Genomic DNA, 17,839 nt, shown 5'->3' with positions numbered 1-17,839 from the left:
TTGCAGCATAGAATCCAACATTTACTTTGCAGGTGCAGCAAGATGTTGATTTGGAACGCTAATTGTGGCTTTCGACAACATCCTTGGGCGGATTTTCGCGCGTTTTGCGGCGCGGATCCCACATAAAGGCGCAGGCGCATACGGTCATCAGGATCGCCGCGAGGGCAAAGGCCGCACCGGGTAGGACGATAGGCGCACCGTCTTTGGTGAAATGCGTAAAGGTCTGGGTCATAACCAGCGGCGACAGGGCCATCGCGATAGACCGCATCGAGGTAATTGCGCCCTGCAATTCGCCCTGTTGATCATCGGTGACGCGGCGGGCCATGACACCTTGCAACGCGGGGTCCACAATCGCGCCAAGCGCCGCAAAGGGCGTCAGGGCCAGCGCGACCCAGCCACTCGTCGTCACCGCCAGCAGGACAAAGGCGATGATGTTGACGACAAGGCCCAGCATCACCGTCCATTTCGACCCCAAGAACCGCAGGATCACGCGAATCAACCCGCCCTGCATCAGGGCCATGGACAGGCCAAACGCCATGAGCGACAGGCCAATTGCGGTCGGGCTCCAGTCAAAGCGAAACTTGGTGAAATAGGCCCATGTGGACGGGTACACAAAGAACGCGAACTCATAGAGAAAGATGATGAACAACAGGCCCAGCATGTTGTGCCGCCGTCCGACGTGTAGCAGGGCGCCGACTGGATTTGCGCGTAACAGGCTGAAACGGCGACGGATTTTATCGTCTACCGTTTCCTGAAGAACCAGATAGCCGAACAGGGCGTTTAGCGCGGACAGGCCCGCCGCCGCAAAGAAGGGCGCACGCGGGTCCAGTTCGCCAAGCGCCCCGCCGATGAGTGGCCCAAGCACGAACCCAAGGCCAAAGGCGGCGCCCGCAAGGCCAAATCGGGCGGTCTTTTTTTCGGGGGGCGAGATATCGGCAAGAAAGGCGGATGCGGTGGCGGGGGTCGCCGCCGTGATCCCGCCGATGAACCGCGCGATCAGCAGGACAGGCATGCTCCACGCTAAGGCCATCAGCAGATAATCCAGCGCCATAAACACCTGCGAGAAGAGCAGCACCGGACGCCGTCCGAAACAATCCGACAGGTTGCCCAAAAGCGGTGAGAACAGGAATTGCATCACGGCAAACGACGTCGCCATGACACCGCCCCAAGCGGCGGCTTTGCTCAGATCAAACCCGCCAACCGATTGGATCAAATCGGGCATCACGGGCAAAATCACGCCAATTCCCATGGCGTTGATCACAAGCGTAATAAAAATAAAAACGATCTGTAAGGGCACGGAACTGTGGGTGTTTCAAATTTCACCCAGAGAACAAGAAATTTCGCAGTTAGTCGAGAACTTTCGCGGTGGTTGTAAAATTCTTTGCGAGGGCGACCGCTTCGCCAAGGTTGTTCTGTGGCTGACACAGGGCGGCCCAATCGATGTCGGGCCATTTCGCGGCGGCCAGATCGCGCAGGGGAATGTTGTCGGCCACGGCGGCCTTGCACATGTCCTTGGTCGCGGCCTGTGCCTCGGGGCGGGGCATAAGATCGGCCAGAGCAAAGGAAATCGTTTCTGCATAAATCAGGTCGAGGGGGTCCTGCACCATACGCGCCATGCCGTCGAAATTCGGGGCGACGGATTTGGCCAGTTCGGTCGCAACGCTCAGGGCGCGGGCCGTGCCCATGACCATCTGGGGCAGGGTCATCCATTCCATCAGCCACGACGCACCATCGCGTTGGTATTGGTGCGACAGGGTCGATTGCAACGTGGTGTTCAACCCGTTCAACATCCCCGCAATCGCCATGATAATGCCAGGCTGCACAGGGTTATTCTTTTGCGGCATGGTGGACGACCCACCCGCGCTGGCCAGACGGATTTCGGAAATCCCTGACAGCGACATCAGGTGCAGATCCTCGGCCATTTTCGACAGGCTACCCGTCACGGCGGTCAGCCAGGCGCCAAGCTCGGCCACGTTGTCTCGCGCGGTGTGCCAGACGTCACCCGGATCGGCAAGGTTCAGGGATGCGGCCATGGCGGCGCGCACTTCAGGCCCCTTTGGCCCCATGGCCGACAGGTTGCCCGAGGCGCCTGACAGGCTGATCCGCAGCAGACGCGGGCGCAGCGCGGCCAGACGTTCGCGATGCCGGATCAGGGGCGTGCCCCATGCGGCCACGGCGGCCCCGAATGTGGTGGGTGTCGCGACCTGACCCCATGTGCGGGCGGCCATCGGCGTTTCGGCATGTGCCTCGGCCAGATCGCCAAGCGCGTGGATCAATTCAACCAATCGTTGATCAAACAGCGTCAGCGCCTGGCGCAGCCGCAGGATCAGGCCGGTGTCGATGATGTCCTGACTGGTCGCGCCGAAATGGGCGTATTGCGCGTGTTCGGGGGCCTCCATCGCCTTGCGGAACGACGCGACGAGGGACGGGATGCACACCGCGCTCTGGCCTGTTCCGGCGGCCAGTCCGGCGGGGTCCACCTGAACCTCCATCGACGAGCGGTGGATGAACAGGGCACTTTCCAACGGGATCACGCCCAGTTCGCCTTGGGCCTTGGCCAATGCGCCCTCGACCAGCAGCATCGCGCGCACTTCGGCGCTATCGGTGAACAGCTTGCCCGCCTCGGCGTCGTGAAACAGGTCGCGGTAAAGGGGGCTGTCGAAAACGCAAATGGCCATAGGTCAGTTCAATCCCAAGATGTCACGCGCCTGTTGCCAAGTGGCGACGGGGCGTTCGTATTTCTCACACAGGTCTACGGCACGCTGTACCAAGGCCGCGTTCGAGGGGGCAAGCGTGTCTTTGTCCAAACGCACGTTGTCCTCCATGCCGGTGCGGGTGTGACCGCCTGCGGCGATGGACCATTCGTTCATCACGATCTGGTTCGGGCCGATGCCTGCGCCGCACCATTCCGCATCGGGCGCACGGTTTTTCAGGGTCTGGATGTAGAAATCGAACACCTCGCGGTCCACGGGCATCGCGTTTTTCACGCCCATGACGAATTGCACGTACAAAGGCGCGGCCAGACGCCCGTCCTTGGACATGTTCACGGCCTGCAGGATGTGGGACAGATCGAACGCCTCGATCTCGGGTTTGATGTCGTATTTCAGCATCTCGGAGGCCAGCCAATCGACCAGTTGCGGGCTGTTCTCATAGACGCGGTTGGGAAAGTTGTTGGACCCTACCGACAGCGACGCCATGTCGGGCTTCAGCGGCAGCATCCCGCCGCGTTCCTGCCCCGCGCCCGAGCGGCCACCGGTCGACAGCTGGACGATCATGCCGGGGCAATGTTCGCGCAGACCTTCCAGCAGACGGCCGAATTTTTCGGGGTCGCTGGTCGGGGTCTGATCGTCGTTGCGCACGTGGCAATGGGCGATGGTGGCGCCTGCCTCGAATGCGGCGTGGGTGCTCTCGATCTGTTCGGAGATGGTGATCGGCACGGCGGGGTTGTTTTCCTTGCGCGGCAAGGACCCCGTGATGGCGACACAGATGATGCAGGGTTTGGTCATGGCGTTTCCTAGAGCAGAGAGTTCAGCAACCGGTTTAGATCCGACGTTGCGCTGAGTTGGGGGAAATGCCCGCAGTCCAGTTCATGAACGGCGGTGTCCCCAGAGGTGTTGTTCGCGATCATCGCCCGTTGCAGGTCGGGCGTGACGGTGCGGTCTTGGGTACAGAGGATATAGGTTTTGGCCACCCGCCCGAACCGGTCGTCCGTCAGGCGGACGGGGCTGGTCTGGGCGCGGTTCGGCTGGGCGCTGAGACCGCGCAGGGCGGCGGCCTGTTGAGCGCGCGCGGCATCGGGGAACAGGATCGGCGCGGCCCGTTCGGGGTTCAGAACCGTCGAATGTTTGTCCGCACGTTCCACAGCGACCTGAATGCCCGGACCCTCTTGGGTTTTGATCAGATCCAACAGGGACTGCCCGTCGCGCGGCAAGAACGCGGCAACATAGATCAGGTGGTTGATCCGCTCGGGCGCAAGTTCCGCCATTTGCGAAATCACAAGCCCACCCATGGAATGGCCGACGACCGTCACAGGCCTGGTCTCAGGCAGGCGGTCGATCATCGCGCGGGCATAGGTCATGACATCGATCCCGTCATGCGGGGTCGGGTCATCGCCATGGCCGGGCAGGGTCGGGGCCAAAACGGCATGACCCGCCCCCGAAAGGGCGGGCACGACCGAGGTCCAAGCGGCACCTGTGCTCCACGCGCCGTGGATCAGCATAACCTGTGTCACGGATCAGATGTCCAGAAACACGGTTTCTTGCGGACCGGCGATGCGGATGTCGAACCGGTATTCCCCGTCACCGGTGCGTTTCGCGATCAAGGTGTCCACGCGGGGACGTTGTTCGATGCGGTTCAGCAGGGGGTCGGCGCTGTTGTCCTCATCCTCGAAATAGATGCGGGTTTGCAGACCGATGTTGATGCCACGCGCCACCAGCCAGACCGAGATATGCGGGGCCTGAACGCGGCCATCGCGCAGGGTGGTCGAGCCGGGTTTCACGGTTTTCAGGGTCCATTCGCCGCTTTCGGGATCGGCACAGACGCGCGACCAGCCCGAGACGGCGGGATCGGCACCGGCGTCGCCCGCGAATTTACCGGCGGCGTCGGGTTGCCATGTTTCAAACATCGCGTCCCGCAGAACCCAGCCCGTCGCATCCGCAACCGTGCCGGTGATGGTGATCACCTCACCCTTGGCGCCGTCCGCGATGGGGCTGTCGCCGATTTCATGCTCGTAAATCCCGCCCAGACCCGCATAGGTCGGCACCGTGCCGATATGCACATAGGGGCCAGCGGTTTGCGAGGGGCTCTCGATCAGGGTGTCCAGCTTTTGAACCATGGCTTACATCCCTTCCATTTTGTTTTCGAACATGGTCTGGCGGCGACCGCGCAGGACGATGTCAAATTTATACGCCAGGAAATCCATCGGGCGGGCAGATGCCATATCCAGAGGCGCGACAAGGCGGTCCAGCTGGCTGCGCTCACGGATGGTGGCGGCGATGGGGCAACGGTCGATCAGCGGATCGCCCTCGAAATACATCTGGGTGATCAGGCGCTGACCAAAGGCATGACCAAAGACCGAGATGTGGATGTGCATCGGACGCCAGTCGTTGCCACGGTTGGGCCACGGATAGGCACCTGGACGGATGGTCAGGAATTCATAACACCCGTTTTCATCCGTGATCGTGCGCCCGCAGCCCCCGAAATTCGGGTCCAGCGGCGCGAAATACGTGTCCTTGATGTGGCGATAGCGGCCACCGGCGTTGGCCTGCCAGATCTCGATCAGGGTGTTGGGCACGGGACGGTTGTTTTCGTCCAGAACCCGCCCGTGCATCAACACGCGTTCCCCCACGGCAGGTGCCGCGCCCTTGGTCCAGTTCAGGATCAGGTTGTTGTCCAGCGCGCCCAGTTTGTTATGGCCGAAACGGGGGCCGGTTTCCTCGCTCGGGGTGCTCTCCATCGAGATCAGCGGCAAGCTGGGCGAGCGCGCGACCGAGGTTTTGTAATCCGGATAATAGGGGGCCGGATGCATCTCGCGATTGCGCGGGATCAGGGGGGATTGATCGGTCATTTCGGCTCTTGCTCCTCCATTTCGGCATAGGTGGCCTTGGCCAGCTTCAGGGCGTGGTTCGCCTTGGGCACGCCGGCGTAGATGGCGACGTGTTGAAACGCCTCCAGAACGTCCTGTTTGCTGGCACCGGTGCGGGCGGTGGCGCGGATGTGCATCGGGATTTCTTCAAAGTTTCCCGTCGCCGCCAAAAGGGCCAGCGTGATCATGGACCGTTCGCGTTTGCTGATCCCGTCCGAGGCCCAGACGGTGCCCCACGCGCCCTCGGTGATCAGGGTCTGGAACGGCAGGTCAAACTCGGTTTTCGCGGCCTCGGCGCGGTCTACATGGGCGTCGCCCAGAACACTGCGGCGGACCTCCATTCCTTTGTCAAAACGATCAGACATGTCCGACATCCTTTAGAAATTGGGTGAGCAGGGCGGCGTATTGCTCGGGTTTTTCCACGCAGGGCAGGTGCCCAACGCCACGGATCAGTTCAAAGCGCGACCCCTTGATCAGATCGACCGTCTCGCGCACCAGATCGGGCGGGGTCGAGCCGTCCTCGGTCCCCGCAATCCCCAGCGTCGGCAGGGTCAGGCCCGAGGTCGGTGTATAGAAATCCGTGCCCGCAATCGCCGCGCAACACCCCGCGTAACCTTCGGCGGGGGTGCGCGCCAACATGTTGCGCCACGGCAGGGACGCGCCACTGGCGACAAAGGGTTTCGCGAACCAGCGGTCGATGATCCCGTCGGCCATGGGTTCAACCCCGTCGGCCTTGATCGCGTCGATGCGGTCTTGCCACATCTGCGCCGTACCGATTTTCGCGGCGGTACAGGACAGGACCATCGCGCGCACCTGATCCAGACGTTTGACGGCCAGACCTTGGGCAATCAGACCGCCGATCGACAGGCCGACAAACACGCATTCGCGCACGTTCAGATGGTCCAGCAGGCGCTCGGCATCGCGCACCAGCGCGCCCATCGAATAGGGCCCCTGCGGACAGGACGACAAGCCGTGCCCGCGCTTGTCATAGCGCACATAGCGCAGCCCCTGCGGCAACAGCGCCAGAACATCGTCCCACAGACGGAAATCCGTCCCCAGCGAGTTCGCGAACACAACCGTTGGCGCGTCCTCAGGGCCATCAACCCGATAGTGCAGGGCGACGTCGCCCAGATCAGCCATTTGCATCTGTTTTCCCTTTCATGAGTGGCGCAAGCCTATGCGCGTGCCTGTCCCCTTGCACGCGGCACACTCATGCCTCCCGTTGGGACAGGAATAGAAAATAATAGTTGTCGGTGTCAACTAAATTTGGAGCACCCGTTACAGGCGCTCCAAAGCGCGGGCAAAGATGTCCGCGTCGACATTGCCACCGGTGGCCACGGCGATCACCGGAACATCCGCTGCAACCCCGTCTGGCAAGGCCCAAAGCGCGGCGGCAAGCGCAACCGCGCCCCCCGGCTCGACCACCAGTTTCAGGCGTTGGAACGCGGCCGCAACTGCGTCCAGGGCCATGTCGTCGCTGACCACGGCCCCCGCGCCGCAGAGGTCGCGCATGATCGGCCACGTCAGATCACCGGATTCGGGTGTCAGAATCGCATCGCAAATCGACCCGCTGCGAACGCTGTTCATCTGGCGGGTGCCGGTGGAGAGGGACCGTGCCACGTCGTCGAACCCCTCGGGCTCGGCCGGATGGACGCGCATGTCGGGCGCGGTGGCGTGTAGGGCGGTGGCGATCCCCGCCGTCAGCCCACCACCGCCACAACAGACCAAAACATGGGCGCGGGTGATGCCCAGTTCCGCCGCCTGTTCCGCGATCTCCAGACCCACGGTGCCCTGACCCGCGATCACGTCGGCATCGTCAAAGGGCATGATGACATGCTGGCCACGCTCCTCGGCGACCTGCCGGACCAAGGCGTCGCGGTCCACCGTCGCGCGGTCATAGAGTACCACCTCGGCCCCATAGGCGCGGGTGTTCTCGATCTTGAGCCGTGGCGCATCGGCGGGCATCACGATGGTCGCCGGCACGCCCATCATCTGGGCGGCCATGGCGACCCCTTGGGCGTGGTTGCCCGAGGACACGGCACAGACGCCATTCGCGCGTTTCTCGGCGGGTAGGGCGGTCAGAGCCGACCACGCGCCGCGAAACTTGAAACTGCCGGTGTGTTGCAGGCACTCGGCCTTGACCAGCACACGCCGCCCCGCGATCTCGTTTAAAAACGGGCTCTCGAGCAGTGGGGTGCGGCGGGCGTGTTGGGCCAGACGGTCGCGCGCTGCGAAAATCGCGTCACGATCCATGGACGGTCTCCAGAAATTCGGTGATGGCCGCGATTGAACCCGGTTCATCAAGGAACGGGATATGCGCGCGGTCGGGAATTTCGGCATAGATCAGGTTGCCATGACGGCGCGCCATTTCTGCTGCCGTCGCGCGGGACAACAGATCGGAATTCGCCCCACGGATCAGGGCGGCGGGTTTTGTCGCGCAGAGATCCCACAGGGGCCACGCGTCCTGATCCTCGGCCTCATAGGCGTCAAGGAAGGATTGGCGCAACTCGGGGTCATAGTTGATCTGCAACCCTGCATCGGTCTGGATGTAATGCTTGCGCGCCTCTTCCATCCAGCGGCTGTCGGGGACATTGGCGAACCCGTCCGCTTGGGCCGCAAGCGCCTTGGCCATGTCCTCATACGTTGTGATGGAACGCGGGCTGCGGCCTACGTAATCGGCAATCCGGTCAAGGCCCCCGCGATCAATCACCGGCCCGATGTCGTTCAGGCACAGGCCCGCCACGCGCTCGGGCGCCACGGCCATCAGATACAGCGCGATCAGCCCGCCGCGCGAGGTCCCGAGGATCGGCGCGGAAGAAATCCCCAGATGATCCAGCAGGTTCAGGGCATCCGCGCCCTCGCGCGCAATCGTATAGCTGTCCGCACCGGTCCAGTCTGACCCACCCCGCCCGCGATAATCCATCGCGATGACGCGCGTGCCCTCGGGCAGGTGCGGCGCGATATAGTCGAAATCGCTTTGGTTGCGGGTCAGACCCGCAAGACAGAGCAACGGCCGACCCGTGCCCGTATCGGTATAGGCAATGCGGGCCCCGTCGTCGGCTGTGAATGTGGTCATGAAATCTCCTGCACCAAGGTCGGAATCTGGGACAGATCCGTCAGGATATGTTCGGGTGTCCACGGCAGGCGGTCAACCGGATCATTGCCCCGATTGACCCATGCGGTGGTAAATCCGAACCCCGTGGCCGCCCCTGCGTCCCATCCGTTCGACGAGACGAACAACACCTCATCCCGCGCACAGGCAAAGCGTTTCTCGACCAATTCATAGACCCGCGCATCTGGTTTGAAGATGCCGACGCTCTCGACTGACAGGACATCGTCCAGCACATCGCCAACGCCCGCCGATTGCACTGCCCCGTCCAGCATCGCGGGCGAACCATTGGACAGGATCGCGGTGTTCATCCCCATGTCTTTTAGTGCGCGCAGCATCGCGGGCACCTCGGCAAAGGCCGACAGCTCCCAGTAAAGCGCCAGCAGACGCTTACGCAACGCGCCCTCGGTTGGCAGGCCCTCGGCGGCAAGCGACCAATCCAGCGCCTCTTGGGTCACCTGCCAGAAATCGCAATGGACCCCCGTGATCGCCCGCAACCACGTATAGTTCAGCTGTTTGTTGCGCCAGTTCGTGGCCAGTGACGGCCACACGCGGGCCAGATCGTCGTTTCCAGGCTCATTCGCGGCCTGACGGGCGGCGGCGGTGACGTCGAACAATGTGCCATAGGCATCAAAGATACAGGTTGTGATTGGCATGGTTTCCTCCCCTTTCGGGCACCGTGGCACAGGCCGTTTCATGCGAAAAGCCCCGCCGCCCTTTACATTCTTCACAAGAATTTTAAGTTGGTCCCACGTCAAGAGTACCTGTGCGACCGGCGCAGCCTCTGCAAACTCACCCCGAGAAAATTGGAAAGTAGACATATGACCGAGGTCAAAGCGGGCGACACCGTGCGCATTCATTACACCGGCACCCTGACGGACGGTACGGTTTTCGACAGCTCTGCAGGTCGTGACCCTCTGGAATTCACGGTTGGGTCGGGTCAGATCATTCCGGGTCTGGATCAGGCGATCCCCGGCATGAAGGCAGGCGACAAAAAGGTCGTCGAAATCCCCAGCGATCAGGCCTACGGCCCCGTGCAGCCCGACGCGCGTCAGGCGATCCCGCGCGATCAGGTGCCCGCCGATATCCCGCTGGATCTGGGCACCCAGCTGCAATTGCAAACCCCGACGGGTCAGGTGATGCCGGTGACGGTTGCCGAAGTGACCGAAGAATCCGTTGTTCTGGACGCCAACCATCCGCTGGCTGGCAAAGACCTGACGTTTGATTTCGAACTGGTGGAAATCGTCGCGGCCTGATCCGCGACCATCCGTTCAGACAAAAGAAAACGCGCACCGGTTGGTGCGCGTTTTTTGTTTTCGCATGATCGCGGTGATCAGAGGTTTTCAGGCTTGGGCATGCCCAGAACGTGGAAACCACCGTCCACGCGCACGATTTCACCGGTGGTGCAGGCACCATAGTCCGAGCACAGCCACGCGGCGGTGCCGCCCACGGCCTCTAGCGTGGCGTTGGACCCCAAGGGCGCGTTGCTGTCGGTGTGGCGGTACGTTGCGCGTGCCCCGCCGATTGCGGCACCGGCCAGCGTTTTCATCGGGCCAGGCGAGATCGCGTTGACGCGGATGCCCTGTGCGCCCAGATCGGCGGCCAGATAGCGCGTCGCGCTTTCCAGTGCGGCCTTGGCTACGCCCATGACGTTATAGTTCGGCGTCACACGGTTCGAACCGGCAAAGGTCAGGGTGATCAGGCTACCGCCATCGGGCATCATTTCCGCCGCGCGGCGGCTGACGTCGATGAAGGAATAGCACGAGATATCCAGCGAGTTCTTGAAGTTCTCGCGCGACGTGTTGACGAAGCGACCGGTCAGCTCATTCTTGTCGGAATAGGCGATGGCATGGACCACAAAGTCCAGCTTGCCCCAACGCGATTTCAGCTGATCGAAACAGGCGTCCATGCTGGCGGGGTCGGTCACATCGACATCCACCAGAAAATCCGACCCGACCGACGCGGCCAAGGGTTCGACGCGTTTGCCGAATGCCTCACCCTGATAGGAAAAGGCCAGTTCCGCGCCCTCATCGGCCAGAGCCTTGGCAATGCCCCATGCGATAGAGCGCTCATTAGCGACGCCCATCACAAGGCCGCGTTTGCCGTTCATCAAATTCGCCATAACAGGTTACCCGCGATATTTACTCATGATCAGGGTGGCGTTGGTGCCGCCGAACCCAAAGCTGTTGGACAGGACGCTGTCCAGCTCGACGTTTTCACGCAGTTCGGTGACGATTTCGCCCTCGTTGATTTCGGGGTCAAGCTCGGTCACGTTGGCCGAGGCCGCGATGAAATTGCCCTGCATCATCAACAGCGAATAGATCGCCTCATGCACGCCGGTCGCGCCAAGGCTGTGACCGGTCAGCGACTTGGTCGATGCGATCGGGGGCGTGCTGCCCTCGCCGAACACGCGACGCACGGCCTTGACCTCGGTCACGTCGCCCGCAGGGGTCGAGGTGCCGTGAGCGTTGATATAGTCGATCTTGCGATCTTCGGGCAGGGTGGACAGGGCAACGCGCATCGAACGCTCGCCGCCTTCGCCGGACGGGGCCACCATGTCGTAGCCGTCCGAGGTCGCGCCATAGCCGGTGACCTCACCATAGATTTTCGCGCCGCGGGCCTTGGCGTGCTCAAGCTCTTCCAGAACCAGAACGCCGCCGCCGCCTGCGATTACGAACCCGTCGCGAGTCGCGTCGAACGGGCGCGAGGCCTTATCCGGTGTGTCGTTGTATTTGCTGGACATGGCGTTCATCGCGTCAAACAGGCAGGACAGGGTCCAATCGACCTCTTCGCCGCCGCCTGCAAACACGATGTCCTGTTTGCCCAGCTGGATCTGCTCAACACCGTTGCCGATGCAATGCGCACTGGTCGAACAGGCCGAGGTGATCGAATAGTTGACGCCCTTGATCTTGAACGGGGTCGCCAGACAGGCCGAGTTGGTCGACGACATACAACGCGTCACCATGAACGGGCCCATACGCTTGGGGCTGCCTTTTTCGATGACGATCTGGTGGGCGTCAAAGAAGTTCGAGGTCGACGGACCGCCAGACCCCATGATCAGGCCGGTACGCTCGTTGCTGACGTCGCTTTCTTCCAGACCGGAATCCGCGACCGCCTGTTCCATAGCGATGTAGTTATACGCCGCACCCGGACCCATAAAGCGCAACTGGCGCTTGTCGATGTTGGCGGCCAGATCGATTTGCGGGATGCCCGCGACTTGGCTGCGGAACCCGTGTTTGGTGTAGTTCTCTTCGGCGATGATCCCCGAACGGCCGGCCCGCAGGCTGGCTTCGACTTCGGCGGCATTGTTACCGATAGGGGACACGATACCGATGCCGGTAATGACGACGCGGCGCATGGCGCTCTCCTCCAGAAATTGTGGGGCTTAGCTCTCGGACAGAGCGACCTTCATATCTTTGACCTGATAGATGACTTCGCCATCTGCTTCTACTCGGCCATCTGCGACGCCCATGGTCAAGCGGCGGGTTTGTACGGCCTTGGTAAAATCAACGTAATAGGTCAGCATTTTGCGATCAGGGCGGACCATGCCGGTCAGTTTGACCTCACCCACGCCCAGTGCGTAACCACGACCCAGCCAGCCGCGCCAGCCAAGGTTAAAGCCGGTCAGCTGCCACAGACCGTCCAGACCCAGACAGCCGGGCATGATCGGGTTGCCAGGGAAGTGGCAATCAAAGAACCACAGGTCAGGCTGAATGTCGAACTCGGCCACGACGTGGCCTTTGCCGTGCAGACCGCCGTCGGCGCTGATGTCGGTGATGCGGTCCATCATCAACATGGGCGGTTCGGGCAATTGCGCGTTGCCGGGGCCGAACAGCTCACCGCGTGCGCATTTCAATAGGTCGTCCCGGTCAAAGCTCGTAGGATAATCGGCCATTCAGGTAGCCCTTTGTGCTCATTTCTTCTTGATCGCACCCCTCTAACACCGCTGTTTGACGCGTTGCAATAGGCGTGACGCCTGTATTCACAGGAAAGCGGGGCGAGAAATTCAATTGAATTACCTCCCTTTTCGCCGATATACAGAGGGAAATACTACCGAGAGACGCACTATGACGCCGCAGGCAATCGATCGCTCTACCCAATGGCTTGGCCGTGCTGGCCTGCGCCCGACACGTCAACGTCTGGCGTTGGCGGGTCTGTTGGTGGGTGACGGTCAGGATCGCCACATCACCGCCGAAAGCCTGTTTGCCGCCGCGGTTGATGCGGGGGAAAAGGTGTCTCTGGCGACGGTCTATAATACCTTGCGCGCGTTTTGCGATGCGGGCCTGATCCAAGAGGTCATGGTCGATGGCGCCAAAAGCTATTTTGACACCCGCGTCGATGACCACCCCCATTTCTTTTGGGAAGATGAGGGCCGTCTGACCGATGCCCCCGCCGATCGTCTGAAAATCAGCGGCCTGCCGGATGCGCCTGAGGGCGTTGAGATTGCCAAGGTCGATGTGGTGATCCGCCTGCGCCGCAAGCGTTAAGCGGTCAGGGACGGTTCAGAACCACTGCCCCGGTTCCATCAGGCCCAAATCCAGCAATTGTTGTGAACTCCATTCAAACGGCACCGAGTTGTGCCATTGGAACGTCTGGATTTCGAACGTGGAGCCCGGATTGGTTTTCAGGGCCTTGGCCGTGCGGAAGGAGCAGATCGCAGCGGTCAGGTTATGGTGCCACGGACAGGCGTAGGTGTTGTATTCTTCGTCGTTGAACGTGTGATCGGGGCGCAGTTTTAGACCCGGCTTGGCGCGGAACAGGGCGATGCGGTCGATCTTGCGCCGGTCATAGGGCACATGTTCCTCAAACCGCCAGCGCAGCCCGCCGAAAAAGTCCAACTGCCGGTCCTTGTCCTCGCCCGCGACCTCATCATAGCGGGCCAGCGCATAGTACCCCGATTTGTCCAGCAACGCAGTTTCCAGCGATACCGCATTCGGGAACTGCCCAAGATCGCCCGCATAGAGGTCCACCACATAGCACAGCATCGCATCGCGCCGTTCCTCGGTGTGAAAGGTCAGCATATCGCCAATCGTGCGCGTCTCGCAGAACGGAAAGAACAGGTATTCGGCGTTGAAACAGTAATACATCCACTGACCCGCCGCGCCTTCGATCAGGCGGTTGATCGCGTGAACCACTGCGCCCTCGCGGTAGACGTCCAGACGCACGCGGTGCACCTTGTCCTCTAGATCGCCGGGCATTTCGACCACATCGGGCAACAGGGCGATCACCGATTTGAACCCGATGTTCAGGTGATGGCGCAGGGTGGTGTCCAGTTCGACCCCGTCTTCGGCGATGATCACCGCGATCGGCCCCTTGGCCAATGCGGCTGTGCCGTTTTTCAAGAAATCTGTCAGGCCGTTGTATTGCATCGGGTTTTTCATTCCTGCTCTGTTGCGGGTAAAATCCGTCATCCGCGCCGGTATTGCAAGCGTTGCGGCCCGTGCCTGCATTGTGTATTGGGCGGGTTTAAATATTCGGTCACCAATATCCACGGGGGCGCGCGCCAGATGGGTGAGCAGAAGAAACTGTATATCAAGACATACGGCTGTCAGATGAACGTCTATGACAGCGAACGCATGGCCGAGGCGCTGGGCGGGTCGGGGTATGTGACCACCGAGACGCCCGATGATGCGGATATGATCCTGCTGAACACCTGCCACATCCGTGAAAAGGCCGCCGAAAAGGTCTATTCCGAACTGGGCCGGTTCAAGGGGCTGAAAACCGCGAACCCCGACCTGAAGATCGGCGTTGCGGGCTGTGTCGCGCAGGCCGAGGGCGAAGAGATCATGCGCCGTCAGCCGATGGTCGATCTGGTCGTTGGCCCGCAGAGCTATCACCGCCTGCCGGAACTGGAGACCAAGGCGCGTGAGGGCCGCAAGGCGCTGGACACCGATTTCCCCGAAGAGGACAAGTTCGACCACCTTGCCAAACGCCCCAAGGCGAAACGCGGCCCGACCGCGTTTCTGACGGTGCAGGAAGGGTGCGATAAATTCTGTGCCTTCTGCGTGGTGCCCTACACCCGTGGCGCCGAGGTCAGCCGCCCCGTAGATCGCGTGTTGACCGAGGCGCGCGATCTGGTCGAACGCGGCGTGCGCGAGATCACGCTGCTGGGCCAGAACGTCAACGCCTATCACGGCAACGGCGCGGACGGGGATTGGACCCTGTCGCGTTTGATCCGCGAACTGGCCAAGGTCGAAGGGTTGGAGCGTATCCGCTATACCACCTCGCACCCCAACGATATGGACGACGACCTTATCGCTGCACATGGCGAGGTGCCGGAACTGATGCCCTATCTGCATCTGCCGGTTCAATCGGGCAGCGACCGCATCCTGAAACGGATGAACCGCAGCCACACCGCCGAGAGCTATCTGCGCCTGATCGAACGCATCCGTGAGGCGCGTCCCGATATTCTGATGTCGGGGGATTTCATCGTCGGCTTCCCCGAAGAAACGGACGCCGATTTTGAGGACACGATGGAGCTGGTCCGGCAGGTGCGGTATGGCCAGTGCTATTCGTTTAAATACTCGACCCGTCCGGGCACGCCTGCGGCCGAGCGCGCACAGGTGGACGCCGATGTGGCGTCCGAACGTCTGCAACGGCTGCAGGCGCTGCTGACCCAACAGCAGACCGAAATCCAGGCCGCGATGGTCGGCAAAGAGGTCGGCGTGCTGTTTGAAAAGGTCGGTCGCCGTGAGGGGCAGTTGATCGGGAAATCCGACCACCTGCACGCCGTTCATGCCGAAGCTAGCCCCGATATGATCGGTAAAATCGCGCGGGTAAGAATCACGTCGGCCGCGCCAAATTCCCTTGCCGGTAAAGTGATCTGATCTTGCTGCGCGTGTAGATTGCACGCGGTTGAGGCGCATATCGCAACAATGTGAGTCTGCGGGGTCACATTGTTTCGTTGCGCAGCGCAAGTATCAGAAAACGATGTATTTTCGTATAAACCTTTTGCTAAACTGGCCAGAGAATTAAACGATTGATAACAGCTCTGTCGGGATTTCACTCGAAGAGCAGGTGGGAATGGTACGATGGGCATCTTTGACACGGTGCGGAAAAGCATGGCCGTAGCCGGTATCGCCGCGATTGCGGTGAGCTCCGTCGCGGGGGCGGCTCTGGCGCAAAACAAGATTTATGGCGAACGCTATATTCCGACGATCTGGGTTGACCCCGATGGGTGTGAGCACTGGGTTATGGACGACGGTGTTGAGGGGTTCATGACCCCGCACGTGACGCGCGACGGCATTCCGGTTTGCCGCCGTGGCAACACCTGTGGCGTGGTGTCCTCGGATCAGCTGTTTGAGACCAACAAGTCGGCAATCTCGGCGGCGGGCGTGCGTCGCCTGACCGAGTTCTTCCGCTCGACCCAGGCGACGTCTTTTGTGATCGCCGGTCATACGGACAGCCGTGCCTCGGATGAATACAACATCGCCCTGTCGCAGCGTCGCGCCGATGCCGTTGCCCGTGTGGCGCGTCAGGCCGGTGTGCGGATCGCCGACGTCCGCGCTTATGGTGAGCGTCTGCCGGTTGCGTCGAACAAAACCGCCGCTGGTCAGGCCAAGAACCGCCGCGTCGAAATCATCTGCCTGCGCTAAGGGGACCGATATGAACATTGTTAAACTCTGTGGTCTCGTGGCCATCGCCGCATCGGTCGCTGCCTGTGACGAAGGTCTGGTGGGTGTCAAAGAAGATAAAACCGTCGACCGTGGTTTCGACTCCAAAGACCTGAGCCAGCTCAAGGCCGGTATCTGGGTTGATCCGAACGGCTGTGATCACTGGATCATCGACGATGGCGTCGAGGGCTATCTGTCCCAGCGTCTGGACAAATACGGCAAGCCGGTTTGCAGCGGCGTTGCCCCCCCGAACACGGCCATCGGCCCGTTCAAATCCGGTTCGGATTTCGAGGATCCGATCTAGGATCACCCCAATTCGCCGCGAAAATAGGCTGCGCCCCACAACCGGGCGCAGTTTTTTTGTGTCTTTTCGATGAAAGTTTGAAACCAGAGCTTGCGGGAATCCCCTTTGAGGGCCACCATATCTATGTAGGCACCTTAAAAAACGGAGTCGTGCTTGGGCATCAGTGCGTTGACACCCCCGCTCGCTGGCGATGAAATTCAAGAAACCCTGATGGAGTTTCCTGACAATCGTCTACTGATTGATCTCTGCGGTGAATTCGACCGGAACCTCGCCCAAATAGAGCACAAATTATCCGTGCACATTTTGCGCCGTGGCAACCAGTTGGCCGTCGTGGGTGATGGCGATGCGCGTGGCCGCGCGGCGATGGTCCTGCAACAGCTCTACGGTCGTCTTGAGGCGGGCAAGTCCGTGGATGCGGGCGATATCGACGGCATCATCCGTCTGGGCGCCACCGAAGAGGACACCGGCACCGAACCGGGCGATCAGCTTGAGATGTTCAACCGTGGTTCTGTGGAAATCAAAACCCGCAAGAAACTGATCGAACCGCGCACCGAGGCACAAAAGGCCTATGTGCAATCACTGTTTAACAATGAACTGGCGTTCGGGATCGGTCCGGCCGGGACGGGGAAAACCTATCTGGCGGTGGCCGTGGCGGTGAACATGTTCATCGGCGGGCACGTGGACCGGATCATCCTGTCGCGCCCTGCGGTCGAGGCGGGCGAAAAGCTGGGCTATCTGCCCGGTGACATGAAGGACAAGGTCGATCCCTATATGCAGCCGCTTTATGACGCGCTGAACGACTTTTTGCCCAGCAAACAGGTTGCCAAACTGATTGAGGAAAAGCGGATCGAGATTGCGCCGCTGGCCTTTATGCGGGGGCGGACGCTGGCCAATGCGTTCGTCGTGCTGGATGAGGCGCAGAACGCTACGACCATGCAGATGAAGATGTTCCTGACCCGTCTGGGCGAGGGCTCGCGCATGGTGATTACCGGCGACCGCAGTCAGGTCGACCTGCCGCGCGGGGTCCAATCGGGCCTTCGCGATGCGGAAAACCTGCTCAAAGGTATCGACAAGATCAGCTTTAACTACTTCACCTCCAAGGATGTGGTACGTCACCCGCTGGTCGCGAAAATCATCGAAGCCTATGATCAGGCCTCGATTGAGGCGATGTCCAAAGGTCAGGCGTAACGCCACGGGCACTTTGCAAGGCGCGTCGGACCGGATAAGGG

At 61.1% G+C, this 17,839-nt stretch carries 21 protein-coding genes; 6 read left to right on the top strand and 15 right to left on the bottom strand.

Going from position 1 to position 17,839, the window contains the following annotated elements; genetic code table 11:
- Positions 1-58 precede the first annotated feature (58 nt).
- From R1W00_RS10610 to R1W00_RS10560, 11 genes are all read right to left on the bottom strand, one after another.
- Complete coding sequence (locus R1W00_RS10610) at positions 59-1,297, bottom strand: TCR/Tet family MFS transporter (RefSeq protein WP_317262711.1); 1,239 nt, start codon at positions 1,295-1,297, stop codon at positions 59-61.
- Positions 1,298-1,346: 49 nt separating this feature from the next.
- A complete protein-coding gene (locus R1W00_RS10605) occupies positions 1,347-2,678 on the bottom strand; it encodes an adenylosuccinate lyase family protein (protein WP_317262710.1) in 1,332 nt (443 codons plus the stop codon).
- Positions 2,679-2,681: 3 nt separating this feature from the next.
- Positions 2,682-3,506, bottom strand: coding sequence for a 3-keto-5-aminohexanoate cleavage protein (locus R1W00_RS10600; protein ID WP_317262709.1), 825 nt, complete (start codon positions 3,504-3,506; stop codon positions 2,682-2,684).
- An 8-nt stretch (positions 3,507-3,514) separates the two neighbouring features.
- A complete protein-coding gene (locus tag R1W00_RS10595) occupies positions 3,515-4,231 on the bottom strand; it encodes an alpha/beta hydrolase (protein ID WP_317262708.1) in 717 nt (238 codons plus the stop codon).
- 3 nt (positions 4,232-4,234) lie between these two features.
- Positions 4,235-4,834 carry a protocatechuate 3,4-dioxygenase subunit alpha gene (gene pcaG / locus R1W00_RS10590; protein ID WP_317262707.1) on the bottom strand — a complete coding sequence of 200 codons (600 nt, stop codon included), beginning with the start codon at positions 4,832-4,834 and terminating at the stop codon, positions 4,235-4,237.
- A 3-nt stretch (positions 4,835-4,837) separates the two neighbouring features.
- Positions 4,838-5,566: a protocatechuate 3,4-dioxygenase subunit beta gene (pcaH, locus tag R1W00_RS10585; protein WP_317262706.1), complete on the bottom strand. Its 729-nt coding sequence runs from the start codon at positions 5,564-5,566 to the stop codon at positions 4,838-4,840.
- Positions 5,563-5,949 (bottom strand): 4-carboxymuconolactone decarboxylase, encoded by a 387-nt coding sequence (gene pcaC, locus R1W00_RS10580; protein WP_317262705.1) that lies wholly within the window; start codon positions 5,947-5,949, stop codon positions 5,563-5,565. Before pcaC ends, pcaH begins: the two co-directional genes overlap by 4 nt.
- Positions 5,942-6,730, bottom strand: coding sequence for a 3-oxoadipate enol-lactonase (gene pcaD / locus R1W00_RS10575; protein ID WP_317262704.1), 789 nt, complete (start codon positions 6,728-6,730; stop codon positions 5,942-5,944). Before pcaD ends, pcaC begins: the two co-directional genes overlap by 8 nt.
- Positions 6,731-6,862: 132 nt before the next feature.
- Positions 6,863-7,837, bottom strand: a complete 975-nt coding sequence (locus R1W00_RS10570) for a threonine/serine dehydratase (protein ID WP_317262703.1) — start codon at positions 7,835-7,837, stop codon at positions 6,863-6,865.
- Entirely contained in the window at positions 7,827-8,660 is an 834-nt protein-coding gene (locus tag R1W00_RS10565) for an alpha/beta hydrolase (RefSeq protein WP_317262702.1), read from the bottom strand. The genes R1W00_RS10570 and R1W00_RS10565 overlap by 11 nt, the downstream gene beginning before the upstream one ends.
- Entirely contained in the window at positions 8,657-9,349 is a 693-nt protein-coding gene (locus tag R1W00_RS10560; RefSeq protein WP_317262701.1) for a haloacid dehalogenase type II, read from the bottom strand. Before R1W00_RS10560 ends, R1W00_RS10565 begins: the two co-directional genes overlap by 4 nt.
- Positions 9,350-9,514: 165 nt before the next feature.
- On the opposite strand from R1W00_RS10560, the gene R1W00_RS10555 reads away from it, so the two are divergent.
- Complete coding sequence (locus R1W00_RS10555; RefSeq protein WP_317262700.1) at positions 9,515-9,949, top strand: peptidylprolyl isomerase; 435 nt, start codon at positions 9,515-9,517, stop codon at positions 9,947-9,949.
- Positions 9,950-10,026: 77 nt separating this feature from the next.
- Here the strand turns inward: R1W00_RS10555 and R1W00_RS10550 are convergent, their stop codons facing one another.
- From R1W00_RS10550 to fabA, 3 genes are read right to left on the bottom strand one after another with little or no spacing between them, the layout of a single operon-like run.
- On the bottom strand, positions 10,027-10,815 hold the full coding sequence (locus tag R1W00_RS10550; RefSeq protein WP_317262699.1) for an enoyl-ACP reductase: 789 nt from the start codon (positions 10,813-10,815) through the stop codon (positions 10,027-10,029).
- 6 nt (positions 10,816-10,821) lie between these two features.
- Entirely contained in the window at positions 10,822-12,051 is a 1,230-nt protein-coding gene (gene fabB / locus R1W00_RS10545) for a beta-ketoacyl-ACP synthase I (RefSeq protein ID WP_317262698.1), read from the bottom strand.
- Between the two features lie 27 nt (positions 12,052-12,078).
- The gene (gene fabA, locus R1W00_RS10540; RefSeq protein WP_317262697.1) at positions 12,079-12,588 is read right to left on the bottom strand and encodes a bifunctional 3-hydroxydecanoyl-ACP dehydratase/trans-2-decenoyl-ACP isomerase; all 510 of its coding nucleotides are present in this window, start codon (positions 12,586-12,588) and stop codon (positions 12,079-12,081) included.
- 172 nt (positions 12,589-12,760) lie between these two features.
- Between fabA and irrA the strand changes: the two genes are divergently transcribed.
- Positions 12,761-13,180: an iron response transcriptional regulator IrrA gene (gene irrA, locus R1W00_RS10535; RefSeq protein ID WP_317262696.1), complete on the top strand. Its 420-nt coding sequence runs from the start codon at positions 12,761-12,763 to the stop codon at positions 13,178-13,180.
- 15 nt (positions 13,181-13,195) lie between these two features.
- Here irrA and R1W00_RS10530 read toward each other — a convergent pair whose 3' ends face one another.
- Positions 13,196-14,062 (bottom strand): hypothetical protein, encoded by an 867-nt coding sequence (locus R1W00_RS10530; protein WP_317262922.1) that lies wholly within the window; start codon positions 14,060-14,062, stop codon positions 13,196-13,198.
- 138 nt (positions 14,063-14,200) lie between these two features.
- On the opposite strand from R1W00_RS10530, the gene miaB reads away from it, so the two are divergent.
- The 4 genes from miaB (at position 14,201) to R1W00_RS10510 (ending at position 17,798) form a co-directional block, all read left to right on the top strand.
- Positions 14,201-15,520: a tRNA (N6-isopentenyl adenosine(37)-C2)-methylthiotransferase MiaB gene (gene miaB / locus R1W00_RS10525; RefSeq protein ID WP_317262921.1), complete on the top strand. Its 1,320-nt coding sequence runs from the start codon at positions 14,201-14,203 to the stop codon at positions 15,518-15,520.
- Between the two features lie 204 nt (positions 15,521-15,724).
- Positions 15,725-16,288 carry an OmpA family protein gene (locus tag R1W00_RS10520; RefSeq protein WP_317262695.1) on the top strand — a complete coding sequence of 188 codons (564 nt, stop codon included), beginning with the start codon at positions 15,725-15,727 and terminating at the stop codon, positions 16,286-16,288.
- Positions 16,289-16,298: 10 nt separating this feature from the next.
- On the top strand, positions 16,299-16,610 hold the full coding sequence (locus R1W00_RS10515; RefSeq protein ID WP_317262694.1) for a hypothetical protein: 312 nt from the start codon (positions 16,299-16,301) through the stop codon (positions 16,608-16,610).
- A 153-nt stretch (positions 16,611-16,763) separates the two neighbouring features.
- The gene (locus tag R1W00_RS10510) at positions 16,764-17,798 is read left to right on the top strand and encodes a PhoH family protein (protein WP_410901545.1); all 1,035 of its coding nucleotides are present in this window, start codon (positions 16,764-16,766) and stop codon (positions 17,796-17,798) included.
- Positions 17,799-17,839 lie beyond the last annotated feature (41 nt).

The organism is Rhodovulum sp. FJ3 (genome assembly GCF_032918305.1).
In the GTDB taxonomy this organism is placed as follows: Bacteria; Pseudomonadota; Alphaproteobacteria; order Rhodobacterales; family Rhodobacteraceae; genus SAT37.
The sequence above is the reverse complement of the archived record's forward strand: the minus strand, read 5'-3'. Positions and strand labels throughout refer to the sequence as shown.

Coding starts and splice junctions, on each gene's coding strand:
- R1W00_RS10605 (WP_317262710.1), bottom strand. CDS start 2,678: ATGGCCATTTGCGTTTTCGACAGCCCCCTTTACCGCGACCTGTTTCAC.
- R1W00_RS10600 (WP_317262709.1), bottom strand. CDS start 3,506: ATGACCAAACCCTGCATCATCTGTGTCGCCATCACGGGGTCCTTGCCG.
- pcaG (WP_317262707.1), bottom strand. CDS start 4,834: ATGGTTCAAAAGCTGGACACCCTGATCGAGAGCCCCTCGCAAACCGCT.
- pcaH (WP_317262706.1), bottom strand. CDS start 5,566: ATGACCGATCAATCCCCCCTGATCCCGCGCAATCGCGAGATGCATCCG.
- pcaC (WP_317262705.1), bottom strand. CDS start 5,949: ATGTCTGATCGTTTTGACAAAGGAATGGAGGTCCGCCGCAGTGTTCTG.
- pcaD (WP_317262704.1), bottom strand. CDS start 6,730: ATGCAAATGGCTGATCTGGGCGACGTCGCCCTGCACTATCGGGTTGAT.
- R1W00_RS10570 (WP_317262703.1), bottom strand. CDS start 7,837: ATGGATCGTGACGCGATTTTCGCAGCGCGCGACCGTCTGGCCCAACAC.
- R1W00_RS10565 (WP_317262702.1), bottom strand. CDS start 8,660: ATGACCACATTCACAGCCGACGACGGGGCCCGCATTGCCTATACCGAT.
- R1W00_RS10560 (WP_317262701.1), bottom strand. CDS start 9,349: ATGCCAATCACAACCTGTATCTTTGATGCCTATGGCACATTGTTCGAC.
- R1W00_RS10555 (WP_317262700.1), top strand. CDS start 9,515: ATGACCGAGGTCAAAGCGGGCGACACCGTGCGCATTCATTACACCGGC.
- R1W00_RS10550 (WP_317262699.1), bottom strand. CDS start 10,815: ATGGCGAATTTGATGAACGGCAAACGCGGCCTTGTGATGGGCGTCGCT.
- fabB (WP_317262698.1), bottom strand. CDS start 12,051: ATGCGCCGCGTCGTCATTACCGGCATCGGTATCGTGTCCCCTATCGGT.
- fabA (WP_317262697.1), bottom strand. CDS start 12,588: ATGGCCGATTATCCTACGAGCTTTGACCGGGACGACCTATTGAAATGC.
- irrA (WP_317262696.1), top strand. CDS start 12,761: ATGACGCCGCAGGCAATCGATCGCTCTACCCAATGGCTTGGCCGTGCT.
- R1W00_RS10530 (WP_317262922.1), bottom strand. CDS start 14,062: ATGCAATACAACGGCCTGACAGATTTCTTGAAAAACGGCACAGCCGCA.
- miaB (WP_317262921.1), top strand. CDS start 14,201: ATGGGTGAGCAGAAGAAACTGTATATCAAGACATACGGCTGTCAGATG.
- R1W00_RS10520 (WP_317262695.1), top strand. CDS start 15,725: ATGGGCATCTTTGACACGGTGCGGAAAAGCATGGCCGTAGCCGGTATC.
- R1W00_RS10515 (WP_317262694.1), top strand. CDS start 16,299: ATGAACATTGTTAAACTCTGTGGTCTCGTGGCCATCGCCGCATCGGTC.